This is a genomic window from Serratia sp. P2ACOL2, from assembly GCF_003691565.1.
Lineage (GTDB): Bacteria > Pseudomonadota > Gammaproteobacteria > Enterobacterales > Enterobacteriaceae > Serratia > Serratia liquefaciens.
The window spans coordinates 521,486-535,860 of the sequence record NZ_CP033162.1; the positions used below are offsets into that span (position 1 = coordinate 521,486).

11 protein-coding genes, 1 pseudogene and 1 riboswitch are annotated in these 14,375 nt (G+C 56.0%); of the genes and pseudogenes, 4 read left to right on the top strand and 8 right to left on the bottom strand.

Annotated elements, in window-relative coordinates; genetic code table 11:
- Positions 1–33: 33 nt before the first annotated feature.
- The 3 genes and pseudogenes from thiP to sgrR form a co-directional block, all read right to left on the bottom strand.
- Positions 34–1,637, bottom strand: a pseudogene (gene thiP / locus EBA31_RS02505) (thiamine/thiamine pyrophosphate ABC transporter permease ThiP).
- Positions 1,613–2,599 carry a thiamine ABC transporter substrate binding subunit gene (gene thiB / locus EBA31_RS02510; RefSeq protein WP_046374531.1) on the bottom strand — a complete coding sequence of 329 codons (987 nt, stop codon included), beginning with the start codon at positions 2,597–2,599 and terminating at the stop codon, positions 1,613–1,615. Before thiB ends, thiP begins: the two are co-directional and overlap by 25 nt.
- Positions 2,600–2,657: 58 nt before the next feature.
- A riboswitch (TPP riboswitch) is annotated at positions 2,658–2,783 on the bottom strand.
- 37 nt (positions 2,784–2,820) lie between these two features.
- Positions 2,821–4,482, bottom strand: a complete 1,662-nt coding sequence (gene sgrR, locus EBA31_RS02515; protein WP_046374530.1) for an HTH-type transcriptional regulator SgrR — start codon at positions 4,480–4,482, stop codon at positions 2,821–2,823.
- 90 nt (positions 4,483–4,572) lie between these two features.
- Between sgrR and sgrT the strand changes: the two genes are divergently transcribed.
- The 3 genes from sgrT (at position 4,573) to EBA31_RS02530 (ending at position 7,725) form a co-directional block, all read left to right on the top strand.
- A complete protein-coding gene (gene sgrT, locus EBA31_RS02520) occupies positions 4,573–4,746 on the top strand; it encodes a glucose uptake inhibitor SgrT (protein ID WP_020825191.1) in 174 nt (57 codons plus the stop codon).
- 159 nt (positions 4,747–4,905) lie between these two features.
- Positions 4,906–6,111 (top strand): sugar efflux transporter, encoded by a 1,206-nt coding sequence (locus EBA31_RS02525; RefSeq protein ID WP_122077155.1) that lies wholly within the window; start codon positions 4,906–4,908, stop codon positions 6,109–6,111.
- A gap of 141 nt (positions 6,112–6,252) precedes the next feature.
- Positions 6,253–7,725, top strand: a complete 1,473-nt coding sequence (locus tag EBA31_RS02530; protein WP_046374528.1) for a DASS family sodium-coupled anion symporter — start codon at positions 6,253–6,255, stop codon at positions 7,723–7,725.
- A gap of 134 nt (positions 7,726–7,859) precedes the next feature.
- Here the strand turns inward: EBA31_RS02530 and leuD are convergent, their stop codons facing one another.
- The 5 genes from leuD to leuL form a co-directional block, all read right to left on the bottom strand.
- Positions 7,860–8,462, bottom strand: coding sequence for a 3-isopropylmalate dehydratase small subunit (gene leuD / locus EBA31_RS02535; protein WP_122077159.1), 603 nt, complete (start codon positions 8,460–8,462; stop codon positions 7,860–7,862).
- A gap of 9 nt (positions 8,463–8,471) precedes the next feature.
- Positions 8,472–9,872, bottom strand: a complete 1,401-nt coding sequence (gene leuC, locus EBA31_RS02540; protein ID WP_046374527.1) for a 3-isopropylmalate dehydratase large subunit — start codon at positions 9,870–9,872, stop codon at positions 8,472–8,474.
- A 1-nt stretch (position 9,873) separates the two neighbouring features.
- A complete protein-coding gene (gene leuB / locus EBA31_RS02545; protein ID WP_041414192.1) occupies positions 9,874–10,965 on the bottom strand; it encodes a 3-isopropylmalate dehydrogenase in 1,092 nt (363 codons plus the stop codon).
- Positions 10,966–10,967: 2 nt separating this feature from the next.
- Positions 10,968–12,542 (bottom strand): 2-isopropylmalate synthase, encoded by a 1,575-nt coding sequence (leuA, locus tag EBA31_RS02550; RefSeq protein ID WP_020825197.1) that lies wholly within the window; start codon positions 12,540–12,542, stop codon positions 10,968–10,970.
- 89 nt (positions 12,543–12,631) lie between these two features.
- A complete protein-coding gene (leuL, locus tag EBA31_RS27230) occupies positions 12,632–12,715 on the bottom strand; it encodes a leu operon leader peptide (RefSeq protein WP_104410921.1) in 84 nt (27 codons plus the stop codon).
- A 681-nt stretch (positions 12,716–13,396) separates the two neighbouring features.
- Here leuL and leuO point away from each other — a divergent pair.
- On the top strand, positions 13,397–14,344 hold the full coding sequence (gene leuO / locus EBA31_RS02560) for a transcriptional regulator LeuO (protein WP_122077163.1): 948 nt from the start codon (positions 13,397–13,399) through the stop codon (positions 14,342–14,344).
- Positions 14,345–14,375: the final 31 nt, after the last annotated feature.

The window sequence follows — 14,375 nt, forward strand, 5'->3', positions numbered from 1 at the left end:
GCGCTCAGTCGCCGCCTTGCTGCAGCTTGAAATCTATCGGTCAGAGCGGCCCGGTAAGCGTTCGATCAGGGTAAACAGCAGGAAGCACAGCAACAGCAACAGCAGCGCGGTGACCGCGCCGTCATTGCTGCGGTAGGCGCCGATCTGCTGGTACAGGTAAAAAGGCAGGGTGCGGAAATGTTCGTTGCCAAACAGTGCAACCACGCCGAAATCGCCGATCGACAGTACGCAGGCGAAGGCCAGCGCCTGGGCCAACGGGCGGCGCAGCGCTTTCAGCTCAATCCAGCGTAGCCGCTGCCAGCCCTGAATATCCAGCGACAGGCACAGCGGATTATAACGTTCGGCCAGGTCGCGCATGGGGTTTTCCAACACTTTTAGCGCATAGGGCACGGCCATCAACGCATTGGTGAGGATCACCAGCGCGTACGGCGACTGCGGCAGCCCGACGGTGTCGCTCAACAGCAGGAAGAAACCGGTGGCCAGCACAATGCCCGGCATCGCCAGGATCACCATACCGCTCAACTCCAGCGCGTGCCCCCAACGCAGTCTCTGTTGCAGCTTCAGCTCACGGCTGCTCCACAGCAGCATCATGGTCAGCACGACACAAAGTACGCCCGCCCCAGAGCGATGCGCAACGAAGTGAACAATGCCTGCCACAACACCTGTTGCTGCAGGACGCTAACCATCGTTTGATTGGCGCCGTCGGCGATCACCGCCAGCAGTGGGGGCAACAGCAGCAGCAACGCGGCGGCAATCAGCAAAAAGTCACTGATGCGTCGCCACAGGCTGTCTTCCGGATTACGCCAGATAGTGGCATGGGTATTGCCGACCGGCAGCGCCTGGCTCAGGCGCTGGCTGAAGATCACCAGCCCCAGGCAGCATGCCAGTTGGATCAGCGCCAGCAGCGCGGCGCGGCTGAGATCGTAGTCGTAACTGAGAGCCTGATAGATGGCCAGTTCGATGGTGGTTGCCTGCGGCCCACCTCCCAGCGACAGTACGGTGGCGAAGCTGGCGAAGCACAGCATAAAGATCAGCGCGCCGCTCGGCAGGATTTGACGGCGCAGCGCCGGCCACTCGACAAAGCGAAACTGCTGCCAACCGCTCATGCCGAGCTGGGCTGCCAATTGGCGCTGTTCAACCGGAATGTTTTCCAGCGCCTGCAGCAGCAGACGTGTCGCCAACGGCAGGTTGAAGAACATGTGCGCCAGCAGGATGCCCTGCAGACCATAAGGCGTGAAACTGTAGTTAATGCCCAGCCAGCCACACAGCATTGCCAACCAGCCCTGGCGGCCATATACGCTGAGCAGGCCGAATACCGCCACCAGCACCGGCAGCACCAGCGTCATGGCGCAGAGCCGCAGCAGTAACTGACGACCGGGGAAACGGCGGCGATAGAGCGCCCGAGCCAGCAGGATCGCGGGTAGCACCGAGATCAGCGCGGACAGCAGGGCCTGCCAAAACGTGAAGCGCACTACGTGCCACAGGTAGCTGTCTTGCCATATACCACGCCAATCGCTGTCCGGCGCGTGCCGCCACAGCGACCCCATCGCCAGCACGGCGATGGTCAGGATCAGGCCGGCGGCCAGCAGCCCCGGCCATAGCCAACGCGGGATCAGTGGCTGACGGCGGTTTGCCATGCCCGGATCCAGTTGCTGCGTTGTTTGGCTACATCTTCTGCGCTGTACTGCAGTGCGGTCTGCGGGACGGTCATTTGGTCAAATCCGGCCGGCAGTGAGGTCTTGATCACCGGGTACATCCAGTTGCCGGTAGGAATGGCGTTTTGGAACGCCGGGGATACCATAAATTGCATAAAGCGTTCCGCCAACTCAGGTTGCTTGCTGGCCTTGAGTTTGCCCGCCACTTCCACCTGCAGATAATGGCCTTCACTGAAGTTGGCCGCGGCGTAGCTGTCTTTTTTTTCTTCAATCAGATGGTAGGCCGGGGAGGTGGTGTAGCTAAGCACCAAATCGCCTTCGCCTTTCAGGAACAGGCCATAGGCTTCGCTCCAGCCCTTGGTCACGGTGACGGTTTTCTTCGCCAGCTTCTGCCAGGCTGCCGGTGCCTGATCGCCATACACTTTCTGCATCCACAGCAGCAGACCCAAACCTGGGGTACTGGTACGCGGATCCTCATAGATCACTTTCCAGTTCTGGCTGCTGTCGACCAGCTCATGCAGGCTTTTGGGCGGGTTTTTCAGCTTTTCTTTGTTGTAAACGAAGGCAAAGTAGCCGTAGTCATAGGGGACGAAGGTTTTGTCTTGCCAGCCGCCCGGTACGTTCAATTTGCTGCTGTCGACGTCGCTTGGCGCGAATAGCCCGGTTTGCTGCGCCGCCTGCAGCAGGTTGTTGTCCAGCCCCAGCACCACGTCGGCGGCGCTGTTTTTGCCTTCCATGCGCAGGCGGTTAAGCAGTGAGACACCGTCTTCCAGCGCGACAAATTTCAGCTCGCAATCACATTGGGCCTCAAAGGCTTTTTTGACCGCCGGGCCAGGGCCCCAGTCAGCGGCGAAGGAATCGTAGGTGTAGACCGTCAGCGTGGGCTTGGCGAACACCGGTGCGGCGCACAGCAACAGTAACAAGGGCAGGCTTTTTTTGACCACTTTGCACTCCTGAAAATTTAGGGGGGCAAGGGTATCTGAGGGGGCAAGCGGCTGATGCCGGATCGCTGGGCTCAAATCCCTCCGCCGGTATTGACCGGATCAGGTTCGACGGGTTTGTTCTCAGCAAAACCGGCCGCTTGCGTTTTCATTACGCTGCTGTCGTTTTGCACCCCGTTGAGACGGCGCCATTGTAAAGACTAACGGGCGCCGGTGAAAGGTGCTTATGCTTCCGGCGGCGCAAACCAGGCGGATTTGAAATCAAACCAACCCAGAGTGTTCATTCGCACGCCGCGCATGCTGCGTTGGCCATGCAGTTGCAGCCAGTGGTGGAACAGAGGATGCAATTGATGGCCGCTGACCAGACGTTGGCAAAAGTCCGCCAGCGGCAGGGCATTGGCGCGCCACAGCGCCGCATCTTCGGACAAGTCCTCACTCATGCAGTGCTGCATCAGCGGCAGTTCATACAGGGTGGCGAACAGTGAGAACTCCAGCGGCAGGTAAAAGTTGGCGCTGCCGAGCCACAAATCGGTGCTCGCGTCGCCTTTATGCCAGGTAGCGTAATCGACAATCTGAATATTCAGCTTAATGCCGTGCTGCGCCAGCAGCGGCTCGATGGCCTGCTGAATGGCGTGGAACTCCGAGTGTTCGCTGTAGTAGGTCAGGGTCAGTTCGGTCAATCCGGCCGGTTTGGGCTGCAATGCCAGCGCGCGATTGTGGTGCCAGCGCGGCAGAATGCCGTAGGCCGGTGACCAATAGCGTTGATAAACAGGGCCGGCGTTGCTCAGGAGCGAAATAGGGTTGATCAGTTCGCATAACCAACTGCGGATGACCGGATCGGCCGCCAGCGGGGAGCGCTGATCGAATAGCAGAAAATAGCAGCCTTCTTCCAGTCGACTTTCCAGCTCGTTTTTCCCGGTATCGTCCGCCTGGAGCTGTACGCCGGAGTGTACCAGCTCTTCGGTCACCTCTGGCAGCACCCAGATATTGACCTCGTCGATCAGTGCGCGATAGCCAAAGTAATCATCAAAGGCGTGAATTTTCATCTGGCTGCGGTGATTGCGCACCACGCTATAGGGGCCGGTACCGACCGGATGGCGCGAGAACTCCGGCAGGCTTTGCCACTCGCGCGGCAATATCATGGCGTGCACGCTGCCCAGCAGCCACGGCAACCAGTAATCGGGGCTGTGCAGATGCACGTCAATCACGTAGGGCGTCGGCGACGTCACGCGTTCGATATGGGAGAACAGCGGTTGTGGCATCAACCGGCTGAGCGAACTGATGACATCTTCCATTTCCAGCTCGCGCCCATGGTGGAAATGAATGGCCGGGCGTAAATAAAAGCGCCAATGCAACGGCGTTAAAGCTTGCCAGTGATGAGAAAGATCGGATTCCAGTTCCCCGTTTTCCTCATTTATCCGCGTCAGGCCGCTGAAAATTTGTCTCGCCAAATGGGTTTCCGAGCGGCGCAGCGCCGAGCCCGGCAACAGATTGTACAGTTGCCGGTAATAGAGCACGCGCAGGATGTGTTTACCCTGACGAAAGCTGCGGCCCAGTTGGGACAGCAGCATCTGCCGCACCACATTTTTATCGCCGACCAGTTGCACCAGCTGATCGATACGATCCTGCTCCAGCAACTCCTCGGCACGCTGCTGCTGCAGCGCCAGACCGGTATAGTGAAAGGTCAGTTGCGAACGCTTGCCGCGCCCCGATTCTGCCTGCCAGGTCAGCCAGCCCTGCTGCTGCATGGCGCCCAGTAACGAACGCACGTGGCGACGCGAGCAACTGAGCACTTCGGCCAGCTCTTGTAACGTGGTTTCGGTCGGTTCGCCATGGCAGCGCTGCCACAGGCGAATGAACTGCTGTTGCAATCTGGAAGTGGACATAAAAGAGGAAGGCTCCGGCGGTAACCCATCAATTTATCTTTCCCTATATTACGCCGATAATTTTCCTCAATGAAAGGGGGAGGGCGACGGATGAAAGTTTTCTTGTCAAAACAGTTCTATCAGCGCTACTTCAGCGCAGTACGCCGGCAGCATGCTGACTGGTTGGGACTGGTACCTGAACAGGCGCGGCTGGAGATGTTGGCCCACCTGACCCAATGGGATATCGCGTCAATGACGGACAAGCAATACCGCGAGCACCTCTGAGGCTTCGGTAGCGAAAGTGTTTCTGAGTAATGGTGCTGTTCACCAGCCAGTGGGGTTATACCCACTGGTTTTTTTATTGTGGGCTGCGGGGATATTGTTGCAATTTTTTCCCCTTGGCCTAAGGTTCTGTCTTCCGCATTAAGGGCCTGAGACGAAGATATGAAACGACTGCATTGGCTGCCACGCCGCTTTAATCCCGTCTTTGCTGCTTTCCTGCTGATTGCTTTCCTTTCCGGTATTGCCGGAGCGCTATTGGCGCCGACCCTGAGCCTGTTTTTAACCACCGAGGTTAAGGTCCGGCCGCTGTGGGTGGGGCTGTTCTATACCGTTAACGCCATTGTCGGCATCGCGGTCAGTTTTCTGCTGGCCAAACGTTCGGACACGCGCGGCGATCGACGCAAGCTGATCCTGGTGTGCTGCCTGATGGCGGTAGGCAACTGCCTGCTTTTTGCCTTCAACCGTGACTATTTGACGCTGATTACGGCCGGGGTGCTGCTGTCGGCGATTGCCAACACCGCCATGCCACAGATTTTCGCACTGGCGCGGGAATATGCTGACAGCTCGGCACGTGAAGTGGTGATGTTCAGTTCGGTCATGCGTGCGCAGCTGTCGTTGGCCTGGGTGATTGGCCCGCCGCTTTCGTTTACGCTGGCGCTGAATTACGGCTTTACGGTGATGTTCGTTATTGCCGCGGCGACCTTTGCAATTTGTGCATTGCTGGTGTGGTTTACGCTGCCTTCGGTGCCGCGTGTCGCGCTGGTAGAACCTGCCGATACGCTAATCGCAGCCCCTTCGGCACCGATTGCCCCAGTCAGCGCCTGGCGGAACCCGGATGTCAGGCGGTTGTTTATCGCCTCGGTGCTGATGTGGACCTGCAATACCATGTACATCATAGACATGCCGCTGTATATCACCGCCGATCTGGGCCTGCCGGAGAACCTGGCGGGGCTGCTGATGGGCACGGCGGCCGGGCTGGAGATCCCGGCGATGCTGCTGGCCGGTTATTACGTCAAGCGCTTCGGCAAACGCAATATGATGCTGTTCGCCGTGGTGGCAGGCATCCTGTTTTATGCCGGGCTGGTGGTGTTCAAGTTCAAGCTGGCGTTGATGGTATTACAGCTGTTCAATGCCATCTTTATCGGCATCATCGCCGGTATCGGCATGCTCTATTTCCAGGACCTGATGCCAGGGCGGCCCGGTGCGGCGACAACGCTGTTTACCAACAGTATTTCTACCGGGGTGATCCTGGCCGGGGTGCTGCAGGGCGCGTTGGTGGAAAACCTGGGTCATTACGCGGTGTATTGGTTGGCGGCACTGCTGGCGGTGGCGGCGTTATGGATGAGCGCCCGCGTGCGAGAAGTGTGAGTTTAAACGTCGTCAATATTGACGCATGTCATTGAGAACATTACGCCAACGGCCCAAGCTAAACGAAACCGGAGCCCGATCGCTGTGCTCCCGCCCATCTTGCTGCTGAGATGCCGATCCGTTTAGAAAAGTGGGTATGTTATGGATAAACTAACACCGCTCAAACCTGTCCCTTCCCTGTGTGCCGTCGTCGTCGCTCTGCTTATCTGGTTTGTGATCCCGGTTCCCGAAGGGGTTGCGCCCAATGCCTGGCATCTGCTGGCGCTGTTTATCGGCACTATCATCGCCATCATCGGCAAGGCAATGCCGATTGGTGCGGTTTCCATCGTGGCCATCGCACTGGTGGCCGTAACCGGTGTCACTAACCCCGGCAAACCGGGCGCGGCGCTCAATGATGCACTCAGCGGGTTCTCCAACCAGTTGATTTGGCTGATCGGTTTTTCGATCATGATCTCGCTTAGCCTGAACAAAACCGGGCTGGGCGCGCGCATTGGCTACTACTTTATTTCGTTGTTCGGTAAGAAGACGTTGGGGATCGCCTATGCATTGACGCTGGCGGAAACCACTCTGGCGCCGGTCACCCCAAGCAATACCGCCAGAGGCGGCGGGATTATCCATCCGATCATGAAGTCAATCGCCGACAGCTTCGGCTCGCGGCCCGATCTGAACACCTCCGGTAAAATTGGCCGCTATCTGTCGCTGGTGAATTACAACATCAACCCCATCACGTCGGCGATGTTTATCACCGCGACTGCGCCTAACCCGCTGATCGTCAGCCTGATCGCCAAGGGTACGCACGGCAACTTTGAGCTTTCCTGGTCAATGTGGGCAATTGCCGCTCTGGTGCCGGGCGTGTGTTCGTTGATCGTTATGCCGCTGGTCATTTATCTGTTGTATCCACCGGAGGTGAAAAGCACCCCGGACGCGCCGCGCTTCGCTCGCGACAAGTTACAGGCTTTGGGGCCAGTCACATTGCCGGAGAAAATTACTCTGGCAGTGTTTGCCCTGCTACTGGTGCTGTGGGCGGGTATCCCGGCGATGATCTTCGGCCCGGCGCTGGCGGTTAACCCCACCACGGCCGCGCTGATTGGCCTGGCGGTGCTGTTGGCGACCGGCGTGCTGAGTTGGGAAGACGTTTTGAAGCACAAAGGGGCCTGGGATACGGTGGTGTGGTTCTCTGCGCTGGTGATGATGGCCAGTTTCCTCGGCAAGTTGGGGTTGATTAGTTGGCTGTCGCAGACCGTGGGCAGCGGTATTGATCATATGGGGATGAGCTGGGTGGGCGGCACCGTGCTGTTAACCATCATCTATCTGTATTCGCACTACTTCTTTGCCAGCACCACCGCACACGTCACCGCCATGTTTGCCGCCTTCTTTGCCGCCGGCGTTGCGCTCGGGGCGCCACCGGCACTGTTGGGCCTGATCCTGGCGTTTTCGTCTTCTCTGATGATGTCACTGACCCACTATGGTACCGGGACGGCGCCGATCATTTTCGGTTCCGGCTATGTGACGCTGGGCGAATGGTGGAAAGCCGGTTTTGTGATGAGCGTGATTAACCTGCTGATTTGGATGTTAATTGGCGGGGCCTGGTGGAAGTGGCTGGGTTATTGGTGATACCCGTCAGACTTGAAGCTGCTGCGGTGTTGGCTGCGTAAGCGCACCCCTGTCACTTAGTTCACTAAGCTCCAGGGGATTTACTTACTTGCCGCCTTGCCGCAGCTCCAATTATTTAGGGTATTAGCCGCTGATCAGTTCAGAAACGCGGGCTGCTGCGCCTCGTAGCGTGAAATATCCGCTTCGTGTTGCAGCGTCAGGCCGATGCTGTCCAATCCGTTAATCATGCAGTGGCGGCGGAAGCTGTCGATCTCAAACGGGTAGCTTTTGCCGCCGGCATTGACCGTCTGGTTCTCTAAATCGACCACGAATTCGACCCCTTCGTTGTCGGCAACCAGCTTGAACAGTTCATCAACCTGTTGTTCGTTCAAAGTAACCGGCAGCAGCTGGTTGTTGAACGAGTTGCCGTAGAAGATATCGGCGAAGCTGGGCGCTATCACCACTTTAAAACCGTAATCGGTCAGTGCCCACGGAGCGTGCTCGCGTGAGGAGCCACAGCCAAAGTTTTCGCGCGCCAGCAGGATGCTGGCACCCTTGTAGCGCGGCTTGTTCAGCACGAACTCAGGGTTTGGCTGCTGGCCGGCGTCATCGAGGAAGCGCCAGTCGTTAAACAGGTGCTGGCCGAAGCCGGTACGCGTCACTTTCTGTAAAAACTGTTTTGGAATGATGGCGTCGGTGTCGACGTTAGCCGCGTCCAGAGGCACGACCAAACCAATATGTTGAGTAAATTTAGACACGTTAGCCCCTTAGTGAATATCACGGATATCGGCGAAATGACCGGCAACGGCCGCCGCCGCCGCCATCGCCGGGCTGACCAGGTGAGTACGTCCACCGCGGCCCTGACGCCCTTCGAAGTTACGGTTGCTGGTGGAGGCGCAGCGCTCGCCGGGGTTCAGACGATCGTTGTTCATCGCCAGGCACATTGAGCAGCCCGGCAGACGCCATTCGAAACCGGCTTCAATAAAGATTTGATCCAGGCCTTCCGCTTCCGCTTGAGCTTTCACCGGGCCGGAGCCCGGCACCACGATCGCCTGTACGCCATTGGCAACCTTGCGGCCTTTGGCGATTGCCGCAGCCGCACGCAAATCTTCGATACGTGAGTTGGTACATGAGCCGATAAACACTTTGTCGATCGGCACTTCGGTCAGCTTGATGCCCGGTTTGAGGTCCATATAGGCCAACGCTTTTTCTGCCGAGGCACGTTCAACCGGATCGCTGAACGATTCCGGCGCCGGGATTGCCTGATTAACGGCAATAACCTGCCCTGGGTTGGTACCCCAGGTAACCTGTGGCGCGATGTCTTCGGCGCGCAAGGTCACTACGGTATCAAATTTGGCGTCGTCATCTGACTTCATGGTGCGCCAGTAGGCGACGGCCTGCTCCCAGTTGTTGCCGGTTGGGGCAAACTGACGGCCTTTCAGGTATTCAAAGGTGGTGTCGTCCGGAGCCACTAACCCGGCTTTGGCGCCCATCTCGATCGCCATGTTGCACAGGGTCATGCGGCCTTCCATGCTCAGCGCTTCAATCGCTTTGCCACAGAATTCCACAACGTGACCGGTACCGCCGGCGCTGCCGGTTTTGCCGATGATCGCCAGCACGATGTCCTTGGCAGTAATACCTTCGGCGGCATCACCGGTGACTTCAATCTTCATGGTTTTGGCGCGACCCTGTTTCAGGGTTTGGGTAGCCAACACATGTTCCACTTCCGAGGTACCGATACCGAAGGCCAGTGAACCGAAGGCTCCATGCGTCGCGGTATGAGAGTCGCCGCAGACGATGGTCATGCCCGGCAACGTCATGCCCTGCTCAGGGCCGATGACGTGTACGATGCCCTGGAAAGGGTGGTTCAGGTCATACAGCGAGACGCCGAATTCAGCACAGTTCTTGATCAGCTCCTGCATTTGAATACGCGCCATCTCGCCGCTGGCGTTGATGTCTTTGGTTTGGGTCGAGACGTTGTGGTCCATAGTGGCGAAGGTTTTGCCAGGTTGGCGCACTTTGCGGCCCATGGCGCGCAGACCGTCAAATGCCTGTGGCGAAGTGACTTCGTGCACCAGATGGCGGTCAATATACAACAGCGGCGTTTCGTTCGGCGCTTCGTACACCACGTGGGCATCGTACAGCTTCTGATATAAGGTCTTGGCCATGTTATGCCCCCTGAGCTACAAAGCGGGCGATGATGTCACCCATTTCATCGGTGCTGATGGCTTTACCGGTACCTGCCAGATCGGCGGTGCGGTAACCCTGTTCCAGCGCCTGGTTGATTGCGCGTTCTACGGCATCCGCTGCTTCAGTGGCACCCAGGCTGTAACGCAGCAGCAGGGTGGCGGACAGGATCTGGGCGATTGGGTTGGCGATGCCTTTACCCGCGATGTCCGGTGCAGAACCGCCTGCGGGCTCGTATAAACCGAAGCCTTGCTCGTTCAGGCTGGCGGACGGCAGCATGCCCATCGACCCGGTGATCATTGCGCACTCGTCGGACAGGATATCGCCAAACAGGTTGGAACACAGCAGCACGTCGAACTGCGACGGGTCTTTGATCAACTGCATGGTGGCGTTGTCGATATACATATGCGACAGCGACACATCTGGGTAATCCTTGGCGACCTGATTGACCACTTCGCGCCACAGAATCGAGCTCTGCAATACGTTGGCTTTATCAATCGAGGTCACTTTATTGCGGCGCTTGCGGGCAGATTCGAAGGCGATGCGCGCAATGCGTTCGATCTCGAAGCGATGATAGACCTCGGTGTCGAAAGCGCGCTCCTGCATACCCTGGCCTTCACGGCCTTTCGGCTGGCCGAAGTAGATACCACCGGTCAGTTCACGCACGCACAGAATATCGAAACCGCGGGCGGCGATGTCGGCCCGCAGCGGGCAGAACTCTTCCAACCCTTGATACAGGCGAGCAGGGCGCAGGTTGCTGAACAGTTTGAAGTGCTTGCGCAAGGGCAGCAAGGCACCGCGTTCAGGTTGTTCTGCCGGCGGCAAGTGTTCCCATTTCGGGCCACCTACTGAACCGAACAGGATGGCGTCGGCTTGCTCACAACCGGCGAGGGTTGCCTGTGGCAGCGGACTGCCATGACGATCGATGGCAATACCACCGACGTCGTACTCGGCTTCGGTGATGCGGATATCAAAGCGCTGACGCACTGCGTTCAACACTTTACGCGCTTGGGCCATTACTTCCGGGCCGATTCCGTCTCCGGGCAAGACGGCAATGTGGTAGGTCTTCGTCATGTTCACACCGTTTCCTGATTATTTTGATGTTTGTTTTGCTGCAGACGCTGCTTTTCTTTTTCTACCTGCTGGGAGCGCCAAATATTATTCAGTACGTGAACCATCGCCTTGGCGGAGGATTCCACGATGTCGGTCGCCAGACCTACGCCATGGAAGCGGCGGCCGTTGTACGACACCACGATATCAACCTGGCCCAGCGCATCGCGCCCCTGGCCCTTGGCGGTTAATTGATATTTCACCAGTTCGATCGGGTAACCGGTAATACGGTTGATTGCCTGATAAACCGCATCAACCGGGCCATTGCCGGTGGCAGCTTCGGCTTTCTCTTCTTCGCCGCAGACCAGTTTCACCGAGGCGGTGGCCATAATGCTGCTGCCCGACTGCACGCTGAAGTAATCCAGGCTGAAGTGCTCTGGCTCTTCCTGCTGCTTATTAATGAAGGCCAGCGCCTCCAGGTCGTAATCGAACACCTGGCCTTTTTTGTCGGCCAGCTTCAGGAAGGCAGCGTACAGATTGTCCAGGTTGTAGTCCTGTTCCTTATAGCCCATCTCTTCCATACGGTGTTTCACCGCAGCGCGACCGGAACGGGAAGTCAGGTTCAACTGTACATCCTTCAGACCTATGGTCTGCGGGGACATGATTTCGTAGTTTTCGCGATTTTTCAGCACGCCGTCTTGGTGAATACCGGAGGAGTGGGCGAAAGCATTGGAACCGACGATCGCTTTGTTGGCCGGGATCGGCATGTTGCACAGCTGGCTGACAATCTGGCTGGTACGGAAGATTTCCTGATGATTGATGTTGGTGTGCACGTTCATGATGTCCTGGCGCACTTTGATCGCCATGATCACTTCTTCCAGCGAGGTGTTGCCTGCGCGTTCACCGATACCGTTCAAGGTCCCTTCAACCTGGCGGGCGCCAGCCTGCACTGCGGCGATGGAGTTGCCGACCGCCATGCCCAGATCGTCGTGGCAGTGAACGGAGATAATGGCTTTATCGATATTCGGTACGCGGTCATACAGGGTGGTGATAATACCGCCAAACTGGTTCGGGGTGGTGTAGCCCACGGTGTCCGGGATATTGATGGTGGTCGCGCCGGCATTGATAGCGGCTTCCACCACGCGACACAGGTTATCGATTGGCGTACGGCCGGCGTCTTCACAGGAGAATTCTACGTCGTCAGTGTAGTTACGGGCGCGTTTCACTGAGCGTATTGCCATCTCCAGCACTTCGTCGAACGAGCGCTTCAGTTTTGATTCAATATGCAGGGTCGAGGTGGCCAGGAACACGTGAATGCGGAACGCTTCGGCGACGCGCAATGCTTCGGCCGCGACGTCGATGTCTTTATCTACGCAACGAGCCAGGCCACAGACACGGCTGTTTTTAATCTGGCGAGCGATGGTTTGCACGGATTCGAAATCACCCGGTGAGGAGACAGGGAAGCCTACTTCCATGACGTCGACACCCATTCTCTCCAGCGCCATCGCTATCTGAATCTTCTCTTTCACGCTCAGGCTGGCCTGCAGCGCTTGCTCGCCATCACGCAAAGTTGTATCGAAAATAATGACTTGTTGGCTCATCGGGTGGTTCCTTATCGTGTTTATTTCACGCTAAGCGGGTAAAAAAAAACCCGCGCAGTAGCGCGGGTTTGTTATGAGGGTGGGCTGAATCAGCTCTGAACTCCGTCCACCGGCATACCGCGCAAACAAGATGCGTTAAGTAGTAGGCCTAGTAGACGGTAAGTGTGGTTCATGGCGGTTCAACTCTCTAAAATAATGTCGTTGCCTAATTTGATACGTTATTGGCTTAACTATGTCAACACCTGATTGAAAATGAGGGTACTCCTTTAGTGCCCGATTAACGCACCCTGAGAAACAGACGATAGTTCGGAGAAAAATGACATTGTCAGAGAAAAGTTGAGGGCGGGTTTGCGGCCCAGTTAGCATAAACGAAGTGAATATATATCCTCGCAATTGCTTCTGAGGGACAGTGCGTTAAAATTAAAGATGCAAAACAACGGGAGCCGTGCTAGCCAGAATTGAAGGTGGTGTTTTTGTATTGCTGGTATCAATGCTTTGCAGCGGTTTATGTTTTTTGTGAATTAGCCATAAGACTAAAGTGACCGGTAAGTAACGGTTGTTTGATTGGGGGATGTGTTTTTAATGCGGTTTATCAGAGGAAGATGGATAATGATTTGTTACTGTAGGTTATTAAAAATAACAATTGCCGGATTTCTACCGGGAGGTGAATGATAAAGCTGTTGCAAACCGGATTTTGGCTTTTAACCATGCTTTTAAACAGGACGATGCTTTAGCCCGATTTTAAATGAATGGGGCGAGAGATAACTAATTCTTCTCGGTGTGATTAATACCACGATTTTGTTGTTTTAATTATGCCTGGTGAATTATCTACACAGGACTTAGTGGAGTGGGATATGTCGGAATGTAATTCAGAAATTATTATTGATAAGGATGCCGCTGATATTCATTTACGCAGTGTCGACCTGAACTTGCTCACCGTATTCGATGCCGTGATGCAGATGCAAAACATTACCCGGGCGGCGGCCTTTTTGGGAATGTCACAACCGGCAGTCAGCAATGCGGTCGCGCGGTTGAAATTGATGTTTAACGACGAGCTGTTCGTGCGCTGTGGACGCGGTATTCAACCGACGGCGCGAGCTCGTCAGCTGTTTGGGCCCGTCAGACAGGCTTTGCAGTTGGTGCAAAATGAGCTGCCGGGCGCGGAGTTCGAACCCTTCACCAGTGAACGCGTTTTCTCCATCGCCATCTGCAGCCCGCTGGATCTGCGACTGGGGGCCGGAATAATCAATCATTTGAAGAAAGTTGCCCCGCAAACTCACTTAAAAATCAAATCCTATATAAGCAATAATATCGACAATCAATTACGCTATCAGGAAGTCGAGTTTGTGATTGGCTATGCCCGCTTTGATCCAACAGAGTTTAAAAGTGTGGCTATTTTTGACGATGAGTTAGTGTTGGTTACCGCAATAAAACATCCAAGAATTGAAAAAGATATTACGCCTGAACAGATTATGGCTGAGCAGCATGCTGTAGTTTCGCTGGAGAGTTTTTACTCTTTTAGCCAACCTTACTATATGGAAGAGGCAATGCAGCGCCTCGTGGCTCAGCAATGCACAGATTTATACAGCGTATTGAACATGGTTTCCAATACTCACATGATTGCTATTGTTCCGGCATGGTTGGCCCGGCAACAGTCGGAAGCATTACAATTGCAGTTTGTCCCATTGCCATGGAATGAAAACAAAGTTACCTGCTACCTCTCTTGGCATGAATCGGCAGAGCGCGACAAGGGGCATCAATGGATGAAAGCCCAGCTTGGTCAGTCTGATATGCCGGAGTAAATCAGTCTATTATTACCCCCATGGTGGTAAT

Excerpts from the sequence above, each read along its gene's own strand:
- sgrR (WP_046374530.1), bottom strand. The coding sequence starts at position 4,482 with ATGTCCACTTCCAGATTGCAACAGCAGTTCATTCGCCTGTGGCAGCGC.
- sgrT (WP_020825191.1), top strand. The coding sequence starts at position 4,573 with ATGAAAGTTTTCTTGTCAAAACAGTTCTATCAGCGCTACTTCAGCGCA.
- EBA31_RS02525 (WP_122077155.1), top strand. The coding sequence starts at position 4,906 with ATGAAACGACTGCATTGGCTGCCACGCCGCTTTAATCCCGTCTTTGCT.
- EBA31_RS02530 (WP_046374528.1), top strand. The coding sequence starts at position 6,253 with ATGGATAAACTAACACCGCTCAAACCTGTCCCTTCCCTGTGTGCCGTC.
- leuC (WP_046374527.1), bottom strand. The coding sequence starts at position 9,872 with ATGGCCAAGACCTTATATCAGAAGCTGTACGATGCCCACGTGGTGTAC.
- leuB (WP_041414192.1), bottom strand. The coding sequence starts at position 10,965 with ATGACGAAGACCTACCACATTGCCGTCTTGCCCGGAGACGGAATCGGC.
- leuA (WP_020825197.1), bottom strand. The coding sequence starts at position 12,542 with ATGAGCCAACAAGTCATTATTTTCGATACAACTTTGCGTGATGGCGAG.
- leuL (WP_104410921.1), bottom strand. The coding sequence starts at position 12,715 with ATGAACCACACTTACCGTCTACTAGGCCTACTACTTAACGCATCTTGT.
- leuO (WP_122077163.1), top strand. The coding sequence starts at position 13,397 with ATGTCGGAATGTAATTCAGAAATTATTATTGATAAGGATGCCGCTGAT.